This window comes from Komagataeibacter swingsii, assembly GCF_003207895.1.
GTDB lineage: Bacteria > Pseudomonadota > Alphaproteobacteria > Acetobacterales > Acetobacteraceae > Komagataeibacter > Komagataeibacter swingsii.
Window position 1 is genome coordinate 101,208 of sequence record NZ_NKUB01000010.1, and the last position, 21,281, is coordinate 122,488.

Consider the following 21,281-nt stretch of genomic DNA (forward strand, 5'->3'; position numbering starts at 1 on the left):
GTCAGGGTATCCCGATCAGCTTGTGGGTCTGCAACGACAGCCGCCATTGCGGGTGGCGCATGCAATACGTGACCGCGTCGGCAGTGTTGCGGGCACGGTCGGCATTATCCATCGGCTGGAGCCAGAACTGCTGGAAATCAAGCCCGGCCACCTGATCGGGCGGCAGGTCCGGCTGCGGATAGACCAGCTTGAGTTCATGCCCGCGTGTCTGGACCAGGTCCGCACCCGCCTTGGGGCTGACGCATATCCAGTCGATCCCTTCCGGCGCGGCCACGGTGCCGTTGGTCTCCACCGCGATTTCAAAACCCCGCGCATGCAGTGCCGCCACCAGCGCGTCATCCAGCTGCAACAGGGGTTCACCGCCGGTCAGGACGACAAAGGCTGCCTTTCTGTCCGGTCCGGGCCACCGGGCCGCAATGGCATCCGCCAGTTGGTCCGCATCCGCGAAGCGGCCGCCACCGGGGCCGTCGGTGCCGATGAAATCCGTATCACAGAACCGGCACGTCGCCCGCTCCCGGTCGCGTTCCAGGCCCGACCACAGGTTACACCCCGCAAACCGGCAGAATACCGCCGTACGGCCCGCCTGCGCGCCTTCACCCTGCAGGGTGGGGAAGATTTCCTTTACGGTATAGGACATGTTCCAGATTTCGTAATGCACGCGGCCGGAAAAGGGCACCACGCGTGGGAACTGCCCCGCCGGTCCCGCGCCCGGCTGCGTCGGGTTCAGCCCTGTTTGTGTGATGTATGCATGCCCAGCCGGTCAAGCAACTGCCGGTCACGCAGGGCCGCCGGGTTGGGCGTGGTCAGCAGGCGTTCGCCATAGAAAATGGAATTGGCGCCGGCAAGGAAGCACAGCGTCTGGGCTTCATCGCTCATGTCCTCGCGGCCTGCGGCAAGGCGCACGCGGCTGGCGGGCATGGTGATGCGGGCGGCGGCGATGGTGCGCACGAATTCGATCGGGTCGACCGCCGTGGCCCTGTCGGCCAGCGGGGTGCCTTCCACGCGCACCAGCATGTTGATCGGCACGCTTTCGGGGTGGCGGGGCAGGCTGGCCAGCGTCGCGATCATGCCCGCGCGGTCCGTGGTGTCCTCCCCCATGCCGACGATGCCGCCACAGCAGACATTGATCCCGGCGTCGCGCACGTTTTCCAGTGTATCAAGCCGGTCCTGAAAGGTGCGGGTGGAGATGATGTCGCCATAATATTCGGGCGAGGTATCGATGTTGTGGTTGTAGTAATCCAGCCCGGCATCCTTGAGCCTGTGCGCCTGGCGGTTGTCGAGCATGCCCAGCGTCACGCAGCTTTCCAGCCCCAGCGCCTTGACGCCCTCGACCATGGCGCACACGGTCTCAAGGTCATGTTCCTTGGGGCTGCGCCATGCCGCCCCCATGCAGAAGCGCGCCGCACCCGCGGCCTTGGCGGCGCGGGCTTCCTTCAGCACTTCTTCGACCGCCATCAGGCGGCTGGCCTTTACGCCGCCATCTTCATGCATCGCGCTCTGCGGGCAGTAGGCGCAGTCTTCGGGGCACCCGCCTGTCTTGATCGACAGCAGGGTAGAAATCTGCATTTCCGTGGGGTCGAAACGGGCGCGATGCACCGTCTGCGCCCGATAGATCAGGTCCGGGAAGGGCAGCGCCATCAGGGCCGCGACTTCGTCACGCGTCCAGTCTGTCCTTATGGGGGGCAGGCTGGTGGCCCCGGCGTGCATGGACAGGGTGTCCGGGCTGCTCCCATCGGGCATCGGTCTGGATCCTCTGGCGGTGAAGTGGAAAACTTTCCCGGCTGTGCCATACAAAACCGGCGATGACCACACTTTTGTTGTTATGGGGCCATCGCCGGAAATATGGGTCAGCCCAGCACGCGGGCCAGCGTGGTGCCCAGTTCGGCGGGGCTGGGGGCGACATGGATGCCCGCTTCACGCAGGGCCTCGATCTTGGCGCTGGCGGTCTCGTGCCCGCCGGTAATCACCGCGCCCGCATGGCCCATGCGGCGGCCCGGCGGCGCGGTGGCGCCCGCGATGAAGCCCACGACCGGCTTGCGCGTGCCGCTGGCGCGGATCAGTTCGGCGCCATCGATTTCGGACGTGCCGCCGATTTCACCGATCATGACGATGGAATGGGTGTCCGGGTCCGCGATCATGCGTTCAAGCACATCGGTAAAGTCCATGCCCTTGACCGGGTCGCCGCCAATGCCGACGCAGGTGCTCTGCCCCTGCCCGATGGCGGTGGTCTGGGCCACGGCCTCATAGGTCAGGGTGCCCGAGCGCGAGACGATGCCCACATGGCCACGGCGGTGGATCGGGCCGGGCATGATGCCGATCTTGCATTCATCGGGCGTGATGATGCCGGGGCAGTTCGGGCCGATCAGCAGGCTGTCGGACCGTTCGAGGGCCGCGCGCACGCGCACCATGTCCTGCACCGGGATGCCTTCGGTAATGCACACGATCAGCGGGATGCCGGCGGCGATCGCCTCAAGGATCGCATCCGCGGCACCTGCGGGCGGCACGTAGATGACGGACGCTTCGGCCCCCGTGGCCTCGCGCGCCTGTGCGACGGTGTCGAACACCGGCAGGCCCAGGTGCAGGCTGCCGCCCTTGCCCGGTGTGACGCCGCCGACCATGCGGGTGCCATAGGCGATGGCCTGTTCGGTGTGGAAGGTGCCCTGCGCGCCGGTAAAGCCCTGCGTGATCACCTTGGTGGATTTGTTGACGAGTATGGACATGCGCTCAGGCTCCCGCGTTACGGACGGCGGATACGATCTTGCGGGCGGCATCGCCCAGGTCATCGGCGGGGATGATCGTCAGGCCGGATTCCGCCAGCAGCGCCTTGCCGCGTTCGACATTCGTGCCCGCCAGCCGCACCACCAGCGGCACGTTCAGCCCGGTTTCGTGCGATGCGGCGATGATGGCCTCCGCGATCACGTCGCAGCGCATGATGCCGCCGAAGATGTTGACCAGGATGCCGCGCACCTTGGGATCGCCGATCAGGATGCGGAAGGCGGCCGCCACCCGCTCCTTGGACGCGCCACCGCCTACATCAAGGAAGTTGGCCGGCTCCTCGCCTTCCATCTTGATGATGTCCATCGTCGCCATCGCCAGCCCCGCGCCATTGACCATGCAGCCGATGTTGCCATCCAGCCCGACATAGGCCAGCCCGTATTCGGCGGCTTCGCGTTCACGCGGGTCTTCCTCGTGCACGTCACGCAGCTTCGCCAGTTCGGGGTGGCGGAACAGCGCGTTTTCATCGAACGCCATCTTGGCGTCCAGCGCCAGCAGGTCGCCCGACCCGGTCACGACCAGCGGGTTGATTTCCACGATCGCGGCGTCAAGGCCGGTAAAGGCGCTGTAGGCGGAACGTACGACGTTCTGGAACGCTCTGATCTCGCGCCCCGTCAGGCCAAGGCGCACGGCAAGGTCGCGTGACTGGTAGTCGCACAGCCCCTTCGCCGGGTCGACATATTCCTTGAGGATGCGTTCAGGCGTGCGGGCCGCCACCTCCTCGATTTCCATACCGCCATCGGGGGATGCCACAATGACGATCTGGCCCGTGCCGCGATCGACCAGCATGGAAAAATACAGTTCACGCGCAATATCGCAGCCGGATTCGACATACAGCGTGCGCACGAGGCGCCCCATGGGGCCGGTCTGCTTGGTGACCAGCACTTCGCCCAGCATGGCGTCTGCCGCGTCGCTGACTTCGTCCATGCTGCGCGCCAGCCGCACGCCGCCCTTGCCTTCGGGCTTGCCCGCGAAATGCCCGGCGCCACGGCCACCGGCGTGGATCTGTGCCTTGACCACCGTAACCGGCGCGTTCAGGGCGCGGGCGGCATCGGCGGCCTGTGCTGCGGTGGTGGCGGCACGTCCTTCAGGCACGGGCATGCCGTAGGAGCGCAGAAGCGCCTTTGCCTGATATTCGTGAATATTCATTTGGCGACCCAATCTGTCGTTCTTATTGGCGGTGTCGGGCTACGCCCCTAGCACGATATGGCCCCGGAATGACAGGGGTGGGATGGATGCGGGATTGGCGTAAACATGAAACATGTGTCATGTCGTCTCCAGCAATGGCACGCGCGGCGCGCCGTCATGGAGAAAATGCAGAAGAACAGGTAGCGATGAAACACTGGCGCATTGAACAGATGGACTGGGACCGTTTCGATCCGCGACGTGTGGACCCTGACATTGTCCCATTGGTCAAGGCCGCTTCGGTCGTTGAACGCAACGGCCTGGATTATGCCTGTTACCTGAAGAATGTATTCGCCGATGACCCTGATTTCAGCAAGGCGGCGGATAACTGGGCGCAGGAGGAGGTGCAGCATGGCGATGCCCTGGGCCGGTGGGCCATGCTGGCGGACCCGTCATGGGATTACATGGCGGCGTTCGAGCGGTACCGGCGGTCCTACCGGCTGGACCTTGACGTGGATGCTTCCATCCGCGGGTCGCGCACGGGGGAACTGATCGCGCGCTGCATGGTGGAAACGGGTACGTCCTCATTCTACACCGCGCTGGCCGACGCCACGGACGAACCCGTGCTCAAGGCGATATGCCGGCAGGTCGCGGCAGATGAATACCGTCATTTCAAGCTGTTCTATGACCATATGCACCGCTACCTGCGGCGCGAGCACCTTGGGGTATGGCGGCGCACGCGCATCGCGCTGGGGCGCGTGACGGAAAGCGAGGATGACGAGCTGGCCTCCGCCTTCCATACCACCAACGAACCCAGCACCGTGCCCTATGACCACAAGCGCTGCATCGCGGCCTACATGTCGCGCGCGCTGCGCTTCTACCAGCCCCGGCATGCCGTGCGGGTGACGGGCATGATCCTCAAGACAATCGGGTGGACGCCGCACGGGCGGCTGCATGCGCTGATCGCGCGCGCGGTGTACCACCTTCTCATGATGCGGCAGCGCAAATTCGCGCGGGTCATGGCCGCGGCCTGACCCGCCCCGGATTACAGACAGGAATGAAGACAGACATAATGAAGGCTCGGGACATGAAGACGCGGTATCTCGCCCTTGTGGCGGCGGGCTGCCTTGCGCTGGCGGGCACGGCGCGGGCGGATGCGCCCCCCGCCCCCGCCCCCGACACGGCAGGGACGGATACGCCGCCCGAAGCCCAGATCAGCGACGCCGCCCGTGCCGAGCGGCTGATTGCATCACAGGTCGGGCTGGTGAATTTCACGTCCCCCGCTTTCCACCGTGGCACGGTGCGGCATATCGTCATGTTCCGCTTCCTGCCCGTCATTACCGACGCCCAGCGCGCGGAGGTCGTAAGCCGCTTCATGGCGCTGCGCCAGATTTCCCGGCGCAGCGATGGCAGCCCTGTCGTCGCCGCCATCGAGACCGGCGCGCAGATGAGCGGGGAAGGGCTGGACGAGGGACTGCAGCAGGCCTTCGTCGTCACGTTCAATTCCGAGGGGGACCGCAATTACTATGTCGGCCGTCCCGTCGTGACCGACCCGGCCTATTTCGATCCCGCGCATGAAGCCTTCAGGAAATTCGCGGCCCCCTTCATCATCAGCACCCTCGTGTTCGATTATGTCGTCCCTGCCACCCATCCCCAGCGCAAGGCCCCGGTCCAGACCGGTCGCCTGCGTGTGCCCCAGCAGCAGGGCTGACGGGCCGGACCCATCCCATCAAGGAGCAAGATTACATGACAACCGTGACCCTGGGTCATCTGGACAATACCCTGCAGCAGGCATCGGCGGCAGCCGTGGCGCGCGTGCTGGAAGCCTATGAACTTGAAATCGAATACGTCGTGGCCGCCCGCGCCGAAATGGTGGAGCACATGCGCCGTGGCGATGTGGACCTGTTCGTGTCCGCATGGCTGCCCGATGTCGATGCGGCCTTCCTTGCCCCCGACCTGGGCATGGAGGCGTTTGGCCAGCTGTATCGCCCGGCCTTTGGCTGGTGCCTGCCCGAGGCGGCGGCGACCGGCATCACCTCGCTGGCCCAACTGGCCGGTGAGGGCTGCCCCGTCTGCCGCGAGATCGTGACCCCGGACTCCATCCTTGACCGTGTGCGTCAGGTTGTCGCGGCCTACAACCTGACGGAAGCGGGCTACACCATCGCCAGCCGGCCTGATGCGCAGGCGTATGACCACGCGGCCCATATCCTTGCCGGTGGCCTGCCCGAAATCATCCCGACATGGCAGCCCTCCTTCCTGCATTATGGCCAGCGCCTGGTGCAACTGGATGACCCGAAGGGCGCGTACGGGGCGGAACAGGATGCGCGTATCCTGCTGCGTTCCGCCGCGCGGGCCGACATGGACCAGGACCTGCTGGATGAACTTGATGAACTGACGCTGGGCAACAAGGTGGTCAGTGCGCTGGACCACGCCATGCGCTTTGATGGCATGAGTGCCGATGAAGCCGCCGAGGCATGGCAGCGCGGCAAGCTGCTGCCGCGCTGAGAGCCATGCCATGAGCCAGCATGAAACCGATGCCCTGCCCGCCCACGATGCGCGTGATGCGGGACTTCAGGCCCAGTACGAGCAGTATCCCTATCCCGCCCGCGACCCGCGTGAGGAAAAGGGCCGCCTGCTGATCGGCAGTCCCAGCCACCTGCGCGAAATCGATTACTGGGTCTTCGGGGCCACCCGGCCGCAATCCCTGCCGCTGCGGGTGCTGGTGGCCGGGTGTGGCACGGGGGATGGCGCGATCATGCTGGCCACCCACATGGCGCGCGCGGGGCGGGCGGGGGAGGTGCTGTGCCTTGACCGTTCCCCCGTGGCGCTGGAGACAGCGCGGGCACGGGCGGACGTGCGTGGCCTGGAAAACATGCGCTTCGTACGCGGTGACCTGGCCGACCTCGCCGCGGTCGCCCCCGGGCCGTTCGACTATATCGACTGCTGTGGCGTGCTGCACCACCTGCCTGACCCCGATGCCGGGCTTGCGGCGCTGGAAGGCGTGCTGGCCCCGGGTGGGGGGATGGGCCTCATGGTCTATGCCCCCTATGGCCGCACGGGCGTGTACATGCTGCAGGACGCGCTGGAGCGACTGGCCCCGGTGGCGGATGCGCCACGGCAGCGGCTGGACGTGGCGCGCCGTGTCATGCGGCACCTGCCCGCCACGGCGTGGCTGCGGCAGAACGGCAATTTTGGCGATCACCTGACTGGGGGCGATGCAGGGCTGTATGACCTGCTGCTCAACCCGCGTGACCGGGCGTATGACATCACCGCCTTCCACGCCCTGCTGGACCGCGCGGGGCTGGCGGCCGCGTGCCTGATGGAACCGGCCCGTTACGATCCCGCCCTGCTGCTGCCCGATCCGCGCCTGCGTGAACGGATCGCGGCCCTGCCCGAACGCGCGCGCCAGGCCGTGGCGGAGGACGTGGCGGGCAACATGGCCACCCATGTCGCCTATGTGCGCCGGGCCAGCGAACCCGTGGGCCGCGCCAACCCCATGGCGGCGGATGCCGTACCCATAATGCGTGAAATCCCGGGCATCGAGCTTGCCCGCATGATCGGCGGCGATGACCGGCTGCCCTTCGCCTTTGGCACGTTGCAGGTCGCGATCGCCGTGCCGCCGCAGGCGCGCGGCATCCTGCCCCTGATCGACGGGGACCGCACGGTGGGAGAGATCGCCGCGATCATGGAAACGCGCGGCCTGTCCGCCAGCCGGTTCGCAAAAGTCTGGGAACAGGTTTTCACCACGCTGGAATCGCTGAACCGGGTGCTGCTGCGCGCGCCGCGCTGACCATGGCGGAACAGGCGTGGCAGGACGGCCTGCCAGTCGTCATATTCGGCGCGAGACTGCATCCCGATGGCGCCCCCACGCGCACATTGCGCCTGCGCGTGGGGGCGGCCCATGCCTTTGGCCGTCGGCGGGGCAGGGTGGTGTATGTGCCCACCGGCGGCCCTTCGCAGCCTTCGGGCCGGCGGGAGGCGGTCGTCATGGCCGATATGCTGCAGGCCATGGGCGTCCCGCCCGATGCCATCATGGTGGAGGACACGGCCCCCGATACGCTGGCCTCCGCCATCCGGTGCACGGGGCTGCTGCGGCGACAGGGATATGCGGGGCCGGTTGCGGTAGCCAGCAGTGCCTACCACCTGCCGCGTTGCCTGCTGCTCATGCGGATGATGGGGTGGCAGGTGGTGCGCGTGCCCCCGCCGGATGCGCCCGCCGCGCAGCGGCTGGGCCGGCGCTGGTTCTGGCGCCTGCGCGAAGGGGCGGCGCTGCCGTGGGATGCGCTGCTGCTGGCATGGTACCGCCTGCGCGCGGGACGGGATGGTGATTGACACTGCCTGCCGCAACCCGCATCACGCGGTTGAACCGAAAAACAATATGAGTGTGGATGGAAGTCATGCCTGTGCAAGCCTTTGTTTTCCCCGGTCAGGGAAGTCAGTCTGTTGGAATGGGACGCGATCTGGCCGAGGCATTCGCCCCTGCGCGGGAAGTGTTCCAGGAAGTGGATGACGCCTTGGGCCAGCACCTCTCGAAGCTCATGTTCGAAGGCCCGATGGAGGACCTGACCCGCACCGACAATGCCCAGCCCGCGCTGATGGCGGTCTCGCTGGCCGTGCTGCGCGTGCTGGAGCGTGAAGGGGGCGTGGACCTGAAGCGTGACGTGGCGCTGGTGGCCGGGCATTCGCTGGGTGAATATTCGGCCCTTGCGGCCGCCGGCGCGCTGGGCATCGCCCAGACGGCCCGCCTGCTGCGCCTGCGCGGCAACGCCATGCAGAAGGCCGTGCCGCCGGGCGAGGGGGGCATGGCGGCCCTGATCGGCGTGGGCATGGACATGGACCGCGCCGCCAGCCTGTGCGCGGAAGCCGCGACCTTTGCCGATGAAGCGGGCAGGACCCACACGCAGGTGCTGGAAGTCGCCAATGACAACGGCGGCGGCCAAGTGGTCGTGGCGGGCGAGACGGCGGCAATCGACCGCGTGATCGCCCTGGCCAGGGCGCAGGGCGTCAAGCGCGCGCTCAGGCTGCCGGTATCCGCCCCGTTCCATTGCTCGATGATGGCCCCGGCCGCCGAGGAAATGCGCGCAGCCCTGGCTGATACGGACATCAAGGCCCCGGTCGTGCCGGTGGTGGCCAACGTCACGGCGGCCAAGGTCACCGACCCCGCCACGATCCGCGACCTGCTGGTGCGTCAGGTGACCGGCACCGTGCGCTGGCGTGAAAGCGTGGACGCCATGGTGGCCATGGGCATCGACAGCTTTGTCGAAATCGGTTCGGGCAAGGTTCTGGCCGGGCTGGTGAAGCGGATCAATGGCGACGTGGCCACCCGTTCGGTCGGGACCCCGGCCGATATCGAGGCCTATCTGGCCGCACGCTGAAAAAGAAGCATCTGTCCCACGGCAGCGGTCGTGGGGTCATGTTGAATTGATGGATACCAAAGGGAACGGACAGGTCATGTTCAGGCTGGACGGAAAGGTTGCTCTGGTTACCGGGGCATCGGGTGGAATCGGGCGCGAGATCGCGCGTGCGCTGCATGCGCAGGGTGCGGTCGTGGTGCTGTCGGGCACCCGGCAGGCGGTGCTGGAGGACGTCGTGGCGTCCATCGGCGCGGAAGGTGGCGTGGACCGGCTGCATGTCTGTCCCGCCGACCTGTCGGATGCGGCGGCGGCCGACGCGCTGGTCGCCAGCGCCGAGGAAAAGGCCGGTGCGCCACTGGCCATCCTGGTCAACAATGCCGGGCTGACACGCGACACGCTTGCGATTCGGATGAAGGACGAGGACTGGAGCCGCGTGCTGGATGTTGACCTGGCCGCCCCCTTCCGCCTGTGTCGCGCGGCCCTGAAGGGCATGCTGCGCCGCAGGGCGGGGCGGATTGTCAACATCGCCTCCGTCGTGGGGGTGACGGGCAATGCGGGCCAGGCCAATTACGCCGCCGCCAAGGCCGGGATGATCGGCATGGGCAAGTCGCTGGCGCAGGAAGCGGGCAGCCGGGGCGTGACCGTCAACACCGTGGCGCCCGGCTTTGTCCAGACTGCCATGACCGATGTTCTGCCGGAGGCGCAGAAGGAAAAGCTGGTCGGCTCCATCCCGCTGGGCCGCATGGGGCAGGCCACCGACATCGCCCCGGCCGTGGTTTACCTTGCCTCTGACGAGGCCGGGTGGGTTACCGGGGCCACGATCCATGTCAATGGCGGCATGGCGATGGTCTGACAGATGTGATATTTTGCTGGACAGCAGGCCGGAAGTGACAAAAAAGGTAGTCCTGACGGCCGCGCTGTCCCCTTAATTGCGGGGCGAGCAGACAGGAAATGCATTCGCCGCCTTGGCGATCGCATCAAAACCGTGCTAATCGCCCGCAGCTTCGTCCGAAGCGGGCTGGTGTGAAACACTGGTTTGCAGGGACGTTACAGGACGAACACGTTTCGAACCGCCCGTTTCTTTCAGGGGCAGACAGGAAGCAGAGACAGATGAGCGAAATCGCCGATAAGGTTAAGAAGATCGTAGTCGAGCACCTTGGTGTGGACGAAAGCAAGGTCACCCCCGATGCCTCGTTCATCGATGATCTGGGCGCCGACAGCCTGGACACGGTTGAACTGGTCATGGCGTTCGAGGAAGCGTTCAGCGTCGAGATCCCCGAAGACGCCGCCGAGAAGATCACGACCGTGAAGGACGCGATCGACTATATCGAGAAGCAGAAAGCTGCCTGATCGGTCTGTTTCCGATCATAATTACACGAATTCAGTCAGGTATCGTTACTTTCAGGAGCAGGACGGGTTGATGCAGTCTACCGGATTGACGTCTGGACAACGGCGCGTTGTCGTAACCGGTATGGGCATTGTCAGCCCACTGGGACTGGGTGTGGAGCGTAACTGGTCACGTCTCGTGGCCGGGGAAAACGGCTTTGGCCGCATTTCTTCGTTCGACGCGTCCGACCTGCCGGCACAGGTCGCGGGCGAAGTGCCCGCGGGGCCGACGGAAAGTGGCGGCCTGACCCTTTCGGACTGGATACCCGTCAAGGACCAGAAAAAGATGGATCGTTTCATCCATCTTGGTCTTGTGGCGGCGACCGAGGCGGTCGAGGATTCGGGCTGGAAGCCGGAATCGGAAGAAGACCGCTGCCGCACCGGTGTCATGATCGGTTCGGGGATTGGTGGCCTCCAGACCATTTACGAGGCATCGGTGACGGTGAAGGAAGGACGGGCACGCCGCCTGTCACCCTTCTTCATCCCGTCCGCCCTGATCAACCTGGTCTCGGGGCATGTTTCGATCAAATACGGATTCAAGGGACCGAACCATTCGGTCGTCACGGCCTGCGCCACGGGCGTACATGCCATTGGCGACGCCGCGCGCATGATCATGCTGGGCGATGCGGATGTCATGGTCGCCGGCGGGGCCGAAGCCGCCGTGTGCCCGCTGGGCATCGCGGGGTTCTGTTCCGCCAAGGCCCTGTCCACCCATTTCAACGATGAACCGGAAAAGGCATCCCGCCCGTGGGACCGTGACCGCGACGGTTTCGTGATGGGTGAAGGCGCCGGTATCGTGGTGCTGGAAGAATACGAACACGCCAAGGCCCGTGGCGCCAAGATCTATGCCGAAGTCATCGGCTACGGCATGTCGGGCGATGCGCACCACATCACAGCACCCGCCGCCGGGCATGAAGGCGCTTTCCGCGCCATGCAGAACGCCCTGCGCAGCGCGGGCCTGACCCCGGCCGACATCCAGTACGTCAATGCTCATGGCACGTCCACCATGGCGGATGACCTGGAACTGGAAGCGGTTGAACGCCTGTTTGGCGATGATGCGCGCAATCTGGCCATGTCGTCCACCAAGTCCGCCACCGGCCACCTGCTGGGGGCTGCGGGCGCGGTGGAAGCGATCTATTCCATCCTTGCCATTCGCGATAACGTGGCGCCGCCCACGCTCAACCTGGATAACCCGTCGCGTGAAAGCGTGATCGACCGGATCGCGCATACGGCGCAGGAACGCAAGATCGATACGATCCTGTCCAACAGTTTCGGGTTTGGCGGGACCAATGCCAGCGTGATCTTGCGCGGCGTGTGAGACCGGGGCGCCTGCGGGCGCCCCTTTTCATTTCTGGGACAGGGTAAGGAGAGGGCGTGCGCAGGGTTCTGGCTGCACTTGGGCTGGTGTTTCTGGTGCTGGTCCTGTCCGCTCTGGCTATCGCCTTCATGGGGATGCGGCATTACGAAGCCCCCGGTCCCCTGACCGAACAGCGTACGGTCGTGATCCCGCATGGCGGCACGGAACAGGTGCTGCTGACGTTGCAGCAGGCAGGCATTGTTGATGCCGGCCCGCTGACGCGCAGGGTGTTTGAAGCCGCAACCGCGCTGACCCGTGTGGATGGGGCGTTCCATGCCGCTGAACTGGTATTCCCCGCCCATGCCTCCATACAGCAGGTGCTGTTCGTGCTGCGACACGGCAGGCCGGTGGTGCACAGGCTGACAGTGCCCGAAGGCCTGTCCGCCATCCAGATTGCAAACCTGCTGGAACATGCGCCGTATATGGATGGCAGCTTTCCATTCCCTGCCGAAGGGGCGGTCATGCCGCTGACCTATGATTACGAATGGGGTATGCCGCGTGCGCAGATGCTGGCCCGCATGCAGCGCGCCATGGATCGCACGCTGGACCAGGCATGGGAAGGGCGGGAGGTGGACCCGACCATCATGAACCGACATGACCTGCTGGTTCTGGCATCCATGATCGAGCGGGAGACGGGAAACCCGGCTGAACGGCCGATCGTGGCGCGTGTGTTCCTCAACCGCCTGCATCAGGGCATGCGGCTGCAGTCCGACCCGACCGTGGTCTATGGGCTGAATCAGGGTGCGGGGCCACTGGGCCATGCCCTGTCCCATGCCGACCTCATGCAGCCTACGGCCTATAATACGTATGTGATAGCGGGCCTTCCGCCGGGGCCGATCTGTTCACCGGGGGCGGCGGCGCTGGAGGCCGCAGCCCACCCGGCACAGGGCGACCAGCTTTATTTCGTGGCGAACGGGCATGGGGGCCACGATTTTGCGGCGACGCTGGGGGATCATAACCGCAACGTATCGGCGTTTCGGGCCGGGAAACATGCACAGGCCGCATCCCCCAGATAGGGGGCGGGCGGCTGTGTCTGGCGGCGTGGTTACTGCGGCGGCAGGCTCTGGCTGCTGACCGATCCGGATGGGGCCGTTGCCATGGGCTGCGTCGTGGTGTCCGTATTCGTGGTGCTGGTCTTGCCATTCCTGTCCGGGCGGGCCTGTGCCGCAGTCAGGACCTCGGTCAGGGCAGAACGCAGCGGGTCCGCGCCTGAATTGTTGACCCGCATGGAAACCACGATGTCTTCCGGTCCCACGATCTGGTTGTAATAGGCCCGGTTGGCCGCACTGTTGACCCGCATCTTGGACCCGCCCAGGGCGGCGCCCGCGAACAGGCCCTTGGATTTCTGCACGCCCCGGATGGATGTGTTGTGTTCACCCGCCGTGCCGGTTTCCAGTCCCGACCCGGAGGAGGCGAAGGACGTGCCGACATCCGCGCTCAGCTTCATCTGGCTGTCCAGCAGGGACTGCACGCCGTCATCGGTCATGACGAACAGCATGACCTCGACATCCTGCATGCCAAGCTGGAGGCCGAAATTGGCCGAGGACATGCGGTAGAACGCCGGGTCCGACCACGACCCGTGGGCGTCACGCGTCAGGAACACACAGCCGCCGCCCCCGCCGCCAAAGGCGATCGACATGCGAAAGACGGATGGGCAGACGATGACCCCGCGGGATTCAGCAAGGTAACGGGTCACCTTGCTGCCTGCGGTCGCGGTGGAAAACATGTCACGAACGGTCAGGGTGGCGCGGTCCACCAGGCTCTGTTCTTCTTCCATGCTGGCAGCCATGGCGGCATGCAGCGGCATCATCAGGGCCAGGGCGGCGAATGATGTCCTGATGAGATGAAACTTGTGCAAACCCATGCTCCCTTTCCGATTCGTAACGGCAGATCCACCAAAACGGCCCGTGCCTTGGAGTGGTCCGTTTTCATGGCTGAATCATGGTCCATAAGGCAAGACCATGTGGCGCGATACAGCCATATATTGCGGTTATTTAAGGGAGACGCCCACCGCGTCCGACAGCGTATCGGCAATGCCGGGGGCAGCGGCAAGGATGTGGATGCCTCCCGTCAGCCCGCCATCGCGCAGGAAGGGCGACACGCGCGCGCCGGCTTCATCCAGCAGGACAAGGGCTGCGGCCACATCCCACAGGTTGATGCAGATTTCCAGATAACCGTCCTGCCGGCCGCAGGCGACTTCCGCAAGCGCAATGGCGCCCGAACCACCGGAACGCGGCATGGCGCCAAGGTTCAGGATGGCGTCGATCTTCTGCTGGAATACGCCGGGGGGCACGCGGTTGCTCCATCCCATCTCGATCAGGGAAGACGCGGTATCGGTCACGGGCGAGGCATGGATGCGCTGGCCATTGAGGAACGCCCCGTGTCCACGCACTGCCGTATAGGTTTCGCCCAGCGCGGGCGCTTCGATAATGCCGGCAACAGGCGTGTCGCCATCCAGCAGCCCAAGCGAGATGCACCAGCGGTTGCGGCCACGTGCATAGTTGGATGTCCCGTCAATCGGGTCCACCACCCAGCGCAGGGTGCCGGTGCGGGTACGGCCTTCTTCTTCCCCCTGAAAGCCGTCCTCGGGGAACAGCATGCCGATTCGTTCGGAAATGAAGGCTTCCACCGCGCCATCGGTTTCCGTCAGCCAGTCCTGCGCGCTTTTCAGCGTGCCCTTGGGGCCGCCGGGGGCGGGGCGCATTTTCATGGCCAGGGCTGCTGCATCGCGCACGACTGAACGGGCGGCTTCAAAACGGGTCAGAATGGCCTGTGTCATCGGGTAACCTTTTCTTGGGGTCAGAAAATCTCATTCCACGCGGAGCGCCGTTTTCACCGCGTGTTCCACCTGTGGCATTTCCATCCTGCCTAAACGCTCTGCGGCCTGCATGGCAAACTGAAGTGTAAGCTGCCGCCGCCGCGCCGGGGCCAGCGCGGTATGTGGCGAGGGGCGCAGGATCGCGCAGTCAACACAGGTCGCACTCCCTTCCACGCCATGGCCTGTCGCGGCCATGATCAGGCCGGTGGTATCGGGCAGGACAGCCTGTGGAAAATCCTGGTTCACGGCAAAATACATCTGGTCGCACCACGGTACATACTCGTGCCATTTCTGGTCGGCGCGGAAATCGGGCAGGCCGGACTTGATCTCGATACAGATGAAATGCCCCTTGGGCGTCAGCGCCATGATATCCGCGCGCCTGCGGCCCGGCAGGGTGAATTCATGCAGTGCTGCCCAGCCATGCAACCTGCACATCTGGCTTGCGCCGGTACGGATTGCGGACTGGATCTGCGGTGCGGTCGGGCGGGGCATTGGGCGGATGGGGCGATCAGGTCGCGGGCGCCACGGATAGCAGGCGGGTTACCAGTTCAAGGTCCGCGGGCTTGTCCACATCCACCGCCGCGCGCCCATCCGGCAGGGGCACCAGGGCCACCCGTGCATGCGATAGCTGCCCGATGCGGCGGCAGACGTCAGCGCGGGTCAGGCGCCGCAGGATAAAGCGCAGCAGGATACCTAGCCCCAGGATGCGCGCCATCCTGAACGGGTGCTTGCGCTCGGCTTCCAGCTTCTGCCACAGCCGTATCACGCCATAGGCGGCGGGCGTGCGGAACAGGAACATGTTGCAGCCCGAAAACGCACCATCCGCCAGCCGGATCATGGTGCGTTTCGTGCCCGGCACGTCACGCTGTATATCCGGTTCCATCGCGATGCCGGCCGCGACATCACACCCGCTGTCCCGCGCGCCCTGCATGAAGGCGCGGATCCAGCCTGGTTCCAGCAGGGCATGGTCGGCGGTCGTGACCAGCAGGGGCGTGCCCAGCGTGTCCAGCGCCCGCATGACGCTGGCGCTGGGACCGGCCGCGGGAGGAATGAAGGTCACGTTGTCAGGCACGATGCCGGCAAGGACGTCAGGCCGTTCGATGCAGATGGCAATCCTGCCGATGCCTTCGACCGCCTGCAGGGCCGAGATGACCCGGCTGATCATCGGGGTGCCACATATTGGCAGGATGGCCTTGTGCGAAATGCCCGCCGCCTGCGCCATCGGGTCGGGACGGCCCGGCCGGCTGCCCGCCAGGATCAGAACATTCAGCCCCATCTGTGGTCACGCCGCGTTACGGGTGGTGTTCGCGCCATCGGGCCGGTCACGCGGGGGGGCGCCGGTTTCTTCCATCACCCACGGGTAATGCTTGGCCTCGTTCACGTCATAACCGAGGTTGAACACGGTCGGGCTGCGCGGGCAGCCACGGGCGTCGACGTAATAGCTGCGGAACAGGCGGTCCGCCACAAAGCTGGTAATGCCGTAATTGCCGTTCTCGTTATGGAAATGGTGCAGCACGTGGCGCTGCTTCATCCGCTGGATCCAGCCCATGCGGGGCTTGTAGTTCAGGTGCTGGATGCAGTGGAAGAATTCATAGATGCACGTGATGGTCAGCCCCGCGCCGAAAGCCGCCGCCGCCCCGGCTATGCTGCCGATGGCGTAGCCGATGGGAATGGTGACGATGGCAATGGTCGGGATGGTGTTGAGCGGGGAGCCGAACAGCACATCCAGCAGGTGGGGATCCTGATGGTGATCGAAATGGATGCGCTTCCACAGCGAGGCGCTCCATTTCATGCGATAAAGGAAACGCCCATGCAGGATGAAACGGTGGATGCCGTACCATACCAGCGGATAGACCAGGATGACGGATGCGATGCTGACCGCCACCGGTGCGAGGGATGTGAAATTATATACCATCAACGCGTAGCTGACCAGCGCCAGTGCGAAATACAGCACGATGGTGGGATAGGTCAGGTAGGCAATCCAGAGCTGGGATAGGTTCATCTTGCCCAGGTCAAAGCTGCGACCCGTTCTGATGGAACTGTTTTTGAGGGTATTCGTAATCATCGCTCTTCGATCCTCAGTAGCACGGTGATGACGCCAAGGATGAAAATCAGGATCCCGACGAATATCGCCATAAGCGAGGGCAATGTTCCCGCATTTCCCAGTGCGCGCAACAGTCCCTGGAATACGATAAATAGCAGGCCCGCGCCCAGACACCAGATTGGCAGCCAGCTGCGCGTTCCGGCCCGCGGTGGGATATAGACCACCGGAACGGCCAGTAACAGCATTACCGTGAATGTCACGGGTAACATGATGCGTCCCAGTATTTCCGTCAGGAAAAAGGACGGGGACTGGCTGGAAGGCAGCGCGCCGCGCTGTTCATCCAGCATTGTGTTGATGGACTGTGTAAAGCTGACCGTCAACTGCATGATATATCCCGGCGTCAGTGACGCGGGCCAGTCCAGCCTTACGCTCTGGTCAGGGGGCGTATCAAGCAGGTCCACGCGCGTGGGGCTTATGACGCTGAGTACATGTGTTGGCGTGCCATACCAGTGGCCATGGATGTAATGGACATCCGCCAGCGTCGTGATTTTCTCCAGCAGGCTGCGCTGGTCGCGGTGATAGACGGTCACCGTATTCAGCATCGTGCCGCCAGAACTCAGGTAAATGATGTTTATCAGGTCATTACCGGAGCGGATCCAGTAATTGTGCCTGTTTTTCGCGGCATGTGGCGCGGTGGCGTTCCACCATTGCGCCAGCGCCAGTTCGGTGCGGGGCGTGACCTGGTCATCCACGATTCCACACAGGACGCCCAGCGCGATGGTGGTGGGCAGCAGCAGCTTGACCAGCCCGGGCGTGGACAGCCCGGCCGCGCGCATGATCGAGATCTCGTTTGATGTGGTCAGTTGCAGTAGGGTCAGCAGCGTGCCGATCAGCACCGCGATGGGCATGGCGTTGCCCAGCAGCAGCGGCAGGTGCAGCACGGCGTAGTACAGCACTCCCGTCAGCCCCAGCTTGCGGTGCATGATTTCCGTCACCTGCTCCAGCAGCGCCAGGATTTCCATGAGCGCCACGACGATGATGGTGGTCGTGAACACCTTGGACAGCAGTTCGCGCGACAGGTAGCCCAGCAGGACCGTGCCGTTGTCCAGACGCAGCCGGAGCTTCATGTCCCGCTTTCCACGATGCGGCGGGGCAGGCCATCGGCGGACAGTTCGCGTGGCGCAATAGCCGGCCCACGGGTCAGGAGGATGCGGATGCCACCGGCCTGGTGGATCAGCATGCCGACACAGATCACGGCGAATAGGAGGGTCGGCAGCCAGATGACCAGCAGCGGGGACATGTGCATGTTGGCGACAAAGCTCATCCCCATCTGCAATGTATGGTCAAAGCTGACCAGTGTGATCGCGGCGATGGCCAGGCCGGGATTGCCCCGCTGCCGCTTGCGCACGCCGGCCAGCGCGCAGGCCAGGATGGGGATGAACGGAATGGCCGCCGTGCGGGCCAGGCGGAAGTGCAGTTCGGCAATCATGTAGGAGTGGCTGACGGACGGGTTGCCATGTCGTATACCGTAATACAGTTCGGGGACCGTCAGTTCGCGTTCGGTCTCGCCACGTCCGTTATAGGCTTCATCATCCAGCTTGCCATTGCTCGAGATCATGCGGGTAGTACGGGTGAACCCCGTAACGGAAGGCTGCTTGTCACCGCTATCCGTCACGATGGTGCCATCTACCAGGTCAAGGCGTATCTGTGATCCGTCGGCGGGGTTGTAGAGATAGCCCTTCTGTGCGGAAATATAGCGTATATGCGCCTTGTCCGACCGGTCGCGTATGAAGACATGCCACAGGCGAGACCCGGCGTGGTCGACCGTTTCCGCCGTAAGCACGATATTGTCCGAAATCGCGAACATCTTTGATTGCAGATGCGGCGTCCATCCCGCGTGGCTGGCGAAATAGAAGGCCGAGCGGTAGTCATAACGCGCATAGGGCTGGATGAACCCGTAAAGCGAAAAGGCCAGCACCCCGAATACCGCGCCTGTCAGGACAAAGGGCTGGCAGATGCGGAAGATCGAGACCCCGCTTGCGGTCAGGGCATCGATTTCGTGGTTGGCGCTCATGCGCCGGATCACGGAGAACACGCTTACGCACATGGCGGCGGGCAACGCCAGCCCCAGGTAATGCGGCACAAGGTCGCTGAGCAGCGCGACAAACGTCTTCATCGAACTGCCATTGGCCGCCAGCATGTCGAACAGCACCAGCAGCCGTTCCAGCAGCAGGGCGGCCATGACCACGCCCAGCGCAATGGAAAACGGCGGCACGACCTGACGCAGCAGGTAGCGGTCCATTGTGCTGGGAGCGAGCTTTTCCATTATCCGCTCTGAAAAGGACATCTGACTCATGCAGGCGTGCTTACACCGGAAAAACACCCTGAAGGAGAGGGAAGGTCAAAAATAGTTTCCTGGCTGGTGCCTGTCGTTGCATCAGCCAGGAAAAAACGCCGTGTGACACCCAGCCTGTAACCGGCGGCGTGCGGGGTGACCGTAATATGGTTCCACCCCGCCGCGCGCAATGGATCGCATGACCGTGCCGAAGCCGATGCGATCCCCATCACCGGCACCGGCCCCACCGGGCCGGGGAGGGAGGACAGGGTCGAGGTATGGATGTGCCCGTGCAGGATCATCTCGGCGCCGTCCTGTGCGATACAGGTGGCAAAATCCTGTATGTCCGTCAGGGCTTTACGGCGTATGGCCAGATCGGGGACAGGGGGATGATGGATCATGACGATGCGGCACAGCCCCTGGTGCGCGGTTTCGCGCAGGATGTCACGTAGGCGTGCGGCCTGTCGCGCGCCCACCGTCCCGGTTGCACGGAACCATGGTGTCGGCACGGCGGAACTGACGCCAATCAGCGCCACGTTTCCCACCCTGCGGACAAAGGGAAAGGGAAGCGCCCCCATCCACGGCTGCCACAGTCCCACGGTCTGATGCCATCTGTCATGCACAAGGGTGTCATGATTCCCCGGTATGACTGTGCAGGGGGCTGGCATCAGCTCCAGCCAGCGCAGGGCCTGCCGGCATTCCCCCGGCAGGCCCATGTTGGTCAGATCCCCGGTCACGGCAATCATGCCGACCCTGCTGGTCCTGATGTCGTCCATGACACGGGCCAGGATTTCGGGCCGATGCAGGAAGCGGCGGCGGCCTTTCCACGAAAAATAGCTGAACATGCGCTTGTTCAGGCGTTCCCCGATGCGGGGGGGCACCATTTCGGTGGGCAGGTGGGGGTCAGACAGATGCGCAATGGTGATGGTGTTCAAGCTGACCTCGTTTCCCTGCCTCATGCCCGCCGCGTGCGGTCGGGACATGTGTTATGCCTGCCCGCGCGGAAGGGCGCTCCATCTTTTCGTGCCTTGCAATAGAAGGCAGATGGTTGCTTATGGCCTGTAAGTCAAATTTCAGACAGGGATGGAATATTCAGTGACCGGACGTTTTGCGCTTGTTTACAACCCGCGCAGCCGGCGGAACATGGGGGACAGGAGTGCATACGCCCGGACAGCCCGGACCCTGCTGGGAGAAAACTTCATTGATCCGGCTGACCGTTCCCGTCTGGATGCCCATATCGCCCAATTGGCGTCCCGCGGCACGGATTGCATCGTCATAGATGGCGGTGATGGTACCGTAAGCGACGTGCTGACCGCCATCCACCGGCATTATCCGCCCGACAGGCTGCCCGCCCTCGCCATCCTGCCGTCCGGCAATACCAACCTGATCGCGGGGGATGTCGGTTTCGGGCTGCGTGGCATCCGGGCGCTGGAGCACCTGCAGCGGCTTGATGCATCCGGGCAGTTGCGGCGCAACGTGCGCAGGCGCTGTGGCCTGGTGGTGGAATGGCCCGAACCCGACGGGCCGCTGCCGGTTGTGGGCATGTTCCATGGGGCGGCCGCATTTACACGTGGGATCGAACTGGCCCACCAGCCTGCGATCCTGAATAATTATTCACATGAAATGGCTGTCATCGTCTCCTTCCTTTCTTCGGTGGCGCATCTGCTGACAAAGCGTTCCCGCCAGGACTGGATGCGCGGCGACCAGATGGACGTGAAGGCTGGCAAGACCTTCCAGCGGCAGGGGAACTGTTTCCTGTTCCTGTCCACCACGCTCCAGCACCTGCCCCATGGCATCTGGCCATTCTGGACGGCGCCCGGGGCGCGTGACGATGTCATCAACTTCCTGCACGTGGCGGGGCAACCTTCCCACCTTGCGGCCGCGGCATGGGCGCTGCTGCGCGGGCGGCACCCGACATGGCTGCAGCATAACCCGGATTATTGCAGCGGGTGCGAAGACCGCATCGAAATGACGATGAAATCCGATTTCGTACTGGATGGGGAAGTCATGTCCCCCGGTGCTACCGGCCGGATCGTACTGTCGGCGACGGCCCCGATCGATTTCATCCACGCGTAAGGAATGGCGAG

The 21,281-nt window shown here is 64.4% G+C and carries 23 protein-coding genes; 11 read left to right on the plus strand and 12 right to left on the minus strand.

Translation table 11 applies throughout. From position 1 onward, the window contains the following. Position 1: 1 nt before the first annotated feature. The 4 genes from queE to sucC form a co-directional block, all read right to left on the minus strand. Complete coding sequence (gene queE, locus CFR76_RS09515) at positions 2-637, minus strand: 7-carboxy-7-deazaguanine synthase (protein ID WP_025437907.1); 636 nt, start codon at positions 635-637, stop codon at positions 2-4. A gap of 86 nt (positions 638-723) precedes the next feature. After that, complete coding sequence (gene bioB / locus CFR76_RS09520; protein WP_110556925.1) at positions 724-1,740, minus strand: biotin synthase BioB; 1,017 nt, start codon at positions 1,738-1,740, stop codon at positions 724-726. Positions 1,741-1,847: 107 nt separating this feature from the next. Next, positions 1,848-2,720 (minus strand): succinate--CoA ligase subunit alpha, encoded by an 873-nt coding sequence (sucD, locus tag CFR76_RS09525; protein WP_025437909.1) that lies wholly within the window; start codon positions 2,718-2,720, stop codon positions 1,848-1,850. Positions 2,721-2,724: 4 nt separating this feature from the next. Further along, the gene (gene sucC / locus CFR76_RS09530) at positions 2,725-3,924 is read right to left on the minus strand and encodes an ADP-forming succinate--CoA ligase subunit beta (RefSeq protein WP_110556926.1); all 1,200 of its coding nucleotides are present in this window, start codon (positions 3,922-3,924) and stop codon (positions 2,725-2,727) included. Between the two features lie 185 nt (positions 3,925-4,109). Here sucC and CFR76_RS09535 point away from each other — a divergent pair, with 185 nt between their 5' ends. The 10 genes from CFR76_RS09535 to mltG all read left to right on the plus strand — a co-directional run bounded on the left by CFR76_RS09535 (position 4,110) and on the right by mltG (position 13,013). Beyond that, positions 4,110-4,934 (plus strand): acyl-ACP desaturase, encoded by an 825-nt coding sequence (locus CFR76_RS09535; protein ID WP_110556951.1) that lies wholly within the window; start codon positions 4,110-4,112, stop codon positions 4,932-4,934. 53 nt (positions 4,935-4,987) lie between these two features. Further along, the gene (locus tag CFR76_RS09540) at positions 4,988-5,611 is read left to right on the plus strand and encodes a Dabb family protein (protein ID WP_110556927.1); all 624 of its coding nucleotides are present in this window, start codon (positions 4,988-4,990) and stop codon (positions 5,609-5,611) included. A gap of 35 nt (positions 5,612-5,646) precedes the next feature. Beyond that, positions 5,647-6,405: a glycine betaine ABC transporter substrate-binding protein gene (locus tag CFR76_RS09545; protein WP_110556928.1), complete on the plus strand. Its 759-nt coding sequence runs from the start codon at positions 5,647-5,649 to the stop codon at positions 6,403-6,405. A 10-nt stretch (positions 6,406-6,415) separates the two neighbouring features. Continuing rightward, complete coding sequence (locus CFR76_RS09550) at positions 6,416-7,690, plus strand: class I SAM-dependent methyltransferase (RefSeq protein WP_110556929.1); 1,275 nt, start codon at positions 6,416-6,418, stop codon at positions 7,688-7,690. 2 nt (positions 7,691-7,692) lie between these two features. Continuing rightward, a complete protein-coding gene (locus tag CFR76_RS09555; protein ID WP_110556930.1) occupies positions 7,693-8,232 on the plus strand; it encodes a YdcF family protein in 540 nt (179 codons plus the stop codon). Between the two features lie 56 nt (positions 8,233-8,288). Then, entirely contained in the window at positions 8,289-9,275 is a 987-nt protein-coding gene (gene fabD, locus CFR76_RS09560; protein ID WP_408884365.1) for an ACP S-malonyltransferase, read from the plus strand. A gap of 76 nt (positions 9,276-9,351) precedes the next feature. Next, entirely contained in the window at positions 9,352-10,107 is a 756-nt protein-coding gene (gene fabG / locus CFR76_RS09565; protein WP_110556953.1) for a 3-oxoacyl-[acyl-carrier-protein] reductase, read from the plus strand. Positions 10,108-10,364: 257 nt separating this feature from the next. After that, positions 10,365-10,604, plus strand: coding sequence for an acyl carrier protein (locus CFR76_RS09570; RefSeq protein WP_003618476.1), 240 nt, complete (start codon positions 10,365-10,367; stop codon positions 10,602-10,604). 70 nt (positions 10,605-10,674) lie between these two features. Next, on the plus strand, positions 10,675-11,958 hold the full coding sequence (gene fabF, locus CFR76_RS09575) for a beta-ketoacyl-ACP synthase II (protein ID WP_110556931.1): 1,284 nt from the start codon (positions 10,675-10,677) through the stop codon (positions 11,956-11,958). A gap of 56 nt (positions 11,959-12,014) precedes the next feature. Then, positions 12,015-13,013 (plus strand): endolytic transglycosylase MltG, encoded by a 999-nt coding sequence (gene mltG, locus CFR76_RS09580; RefSeq protein WP_110556932.1) that lies wholly within the window; start codon positions 12,015-12,017, stop codon positions 13,011-13,013. Positions 13,014-13,042: 29 nt separating this feature from the next. Here the strand turns inward: mltG and CFR76_RS09585 are convergent, their stop codons facing one another. The 8 genes from CFR76_RS09585 to CFR76_RS09620 all read right to left on the minus strand — a co-directional run bounded on the left by CFR76_RS09585 (position 13,043) and on the right by CFR76_RS09620 (position 20,129). After that, the gene (locus CFR76_RS09585; RefSeq protein WP_208623962.1) at positions 13,043-13,861 is read right to left on the minus strand and encodes a lipid-binding SYLF domain-containing protein; all 819 of its coding nucleotides are present in this window, start codon (positions 13,859-13,861) and stop codon (positions 13,043-13,045) included. 126 nt (positions 13,862-13,987) lie between these two features. Further along, complete coding sequence (locus CFR76_RS09590; protein WP_110556933.1) at positions 13,988-14,776, minus strand: inositol monophosphatase family protein; 789 nt, start codon at positions 14,774-14,776, stop codon at positions 13,988-13,990. Between the two features lie 30 nt (positions 14,777-14,806). Beyond that, positions 14,807-15,307, minus strand: coding sequence for an MmcB family DNA repair protein (locus CFR76_RS09595; RefSeq protein WP_110556934.1), 501 nt, complete (start codon positions 15,305-15,307; stop codon positions 14,807-14,809). Between the two features lie 16 nt (positions 15,308-15,323). Then, positions 15,324-16,091, minus strand: coding sequence for a nucleotidyltransferase family protein (locus tag CFR76_RS09600; protein WP_110556935.1), 768 nt, complete (start codon positions 16,089-16,091; stop codon positions 15,324-15,326). 6 nt (positions 16,092-16,097) lie between these two features. Next, on the minus strand, positions 16,098-16,880 hold the full coding sequence (locus CFR76_RS09605) for a sterol desaturase family protein (RefSeq protein ID WP_110556936.1): 783 nt from the start codon (positions 16,878-16,880) through the stop codon (positions 16,098-16,100). Then, entirely contained in the window at positions 16,877-17,986 is a 1,110-nt protein-coding gene (locus tag CFR76_RS09610) for an LptF/LptG family permease (RefSeq protein WP_110556937.1), read from the minus strand. The genes CFR76_RS09605 and CFR76_RS09610 overlap by 4 nt, the downstream gene beginning before the upstream one ends. Further along, on the minus strand, positions 17,983-19,161 hold the full coding sequence (locus tag CFR76_RS09615) for an LptF/LptG family permease (RefSeq protein ID WP_110556938.1): 1,179 nt from the start codon (positions 19,159-19,161) through the stop codon (positions 17,983-17,985). Before CFR76_RS09615 ends, CFR76_RS09610 begins: the two co-directional genes overlap by 4 nt. A 50-nt stretch (positions 19,162-19,211) precedes the next feature. Continuing rightward, positions 19,212-20,129 (minus strand): metallophosphoesterase family protein, encoded by a 918-nt coding sequence (locus CFR76_RS09620; RefSeq protein WP_110556955.1) that lies wholly within the window; start codon positions 20,127-20,129, stop codon positions 19,212-19,214. Positions 20,130-20,289: 160 nt separating this feature from the next. Between CFR76_RS09620 and CFR76_RS09625 the strand changes: the two genes are divergently transcribed. Continuing rightward, on the plus strand, positions 20,290-21,270 hold the full coding sequence (locus CFR76_RS09625; protein WP_110556956.1) for a diacylglycerol/lipid kinase family protein: 981 nt from the start codon (positions 20,290-20,292) through the stop codon (positions 21,268-21,270). Positions 21,271-21,281: the final 11 nt, after the last annotated feature.

Excerpts from the sequence above, each read along its gene's own strand:
- CFR76_RS09615 (WP_110556938.1), bottom strand. The coding sequence starts at position 19,161 with ATGGACCGCTACCTGCTGCGTCAGGTCGTGCCGCCGTTTTCCATTGCG.
- fabF (WP_110556931.1), top strand. The coding sequence starts at position 10,675 with ATGCAGTCTACCGGATTGACGTCTGGACAACGGCGCGTTGTCGTAACC.
- CFR76_RS09535 (WP_110556951.1), top strand. The coding sequence starts at position 4,110 with ATGAAACACTGGCGCATTGAACAGATGGACTGGGACCGTTTCGATCCG.
- CFR76_RS09590 (WP_110556933.1), bottom strand. The coding sequence starts at position 14,776 with ATGACACAGGCCATTCTGACCCGTTTTGAAGCCGCCCGTTCAGTCGTG.
- CFR76_RS09600 (WP_110556935.1), bottom strand. The coding sequence starts at position 16,091 with ATGGGGCTGAATGTTCTGATCCTGGCGGGCAGCCGGCCGGGCCGTCCC.
- CFR76_RS09550 (WP_110556929.1), top strand. The coding sequence starts at position 6,416 with ATGAGCCAGCATGAAACCGATGCCCTGCCCGCCCACGATGCGCGTGAT.
- CFR76_RS09585 (WP_208623962.1), bottom strand. The coding sequence starts at position 13,861 with ATGGGTTTGCACAAGTTTCATCTCATCAGGACATCATTCGCCGCCCTG.
- CFR76_RS09545 (WP_110556928.1), top strand. The coding sequence starts at position 5,647 with ATGACAACCGTGACCCTGGGTCATCTGGACAATACCCTGCAGCAGGCA.
- sucD (WP_025437909.1), bottom strand. The coding sequence starts at position 2,720 with ATGTCCATACTCGTCAACAAATCCACCAAGGTGATCACGCAGGGCTTT.
- sucC (WP_110556926.1), bottom strand. The coding sequence starts at position 3,924 with ATGAATATTCACGAATATCAGGCAAAGGCGCTTCTGCGCTCCTACGGC.
- fabD (WP_408884365.1), top strand. The coding sequence starts at position 8,289 with ATGGAAGTCATGCCTGTGCAAGCCTTTGTTTTCCCCGGTCAGGGAAGT.
- bioB (WP_110556925.1), bottom strand. The coding sequence starts at position 1,740 with ATGCCCGATGGGAGCAGCCCGGACACCCTGTCCATGCACGCCGGGGCC.
- fabG (WP_110556953.1), top strand. The coding sequence starts at position 9,352 with ATGTTCAGGCTGGACGGAAAGGTTGCTCTGGTTACCGGGGCATCGGGT.
- CFR76_RS09540 (WP_110556927.1), top strand. The coding sequence starts at position 4,988 with ATGAAGACGCGGTATCTCGCCCTTGTGGCGGCGGGCTGCCTTGCGCTG.
- CFR76_RS09610 (WP_110556937.1), bottom strand. The coding sequence starts at position 17,986 with ATGAAGCTCCGGCTGCGTCTGGACAACGGCACGGTCCTGCTGGGCTAC.
- queE (WP_025437907.1), bottom strand. The coding sequence starts at position 637 with ATGTCCTATACCGTAAAGGAAATCTTCCCCACCCTGCAGGGTGAAGGC.
- CFR76_RS09570 (WP_003618476.1), top strand. The coding sequence starts at position 10,365 with ATGAGCGAAATCGCCGATAAGGTTAAGAAGATCGTAGTCGAGCACCTT.
- CFR76_RS09605 (WP_110556936.1), bottom strand. The coding sequence starts at position 16,880 with ATGATTACGAATACCCTCAAAAACAGTTCCATCAGAACGGGTCGCAGC.
- CFR76_RS09595 (WP_110556934.1), bottom strand. The coding sequence starts at position 15,307 with ATGCCCCGCCCGACCGCACCGCAGATCCAGTCCGCAATCCGTACCGGC.
- CFR76_RS09555 (WP_110556930.1), top strand. The coding sequence starts at position 7,693 with ATGGCGGAACAGGCGTGGCAGGACGGCCTGCCAGTCGTCATATTCGGC.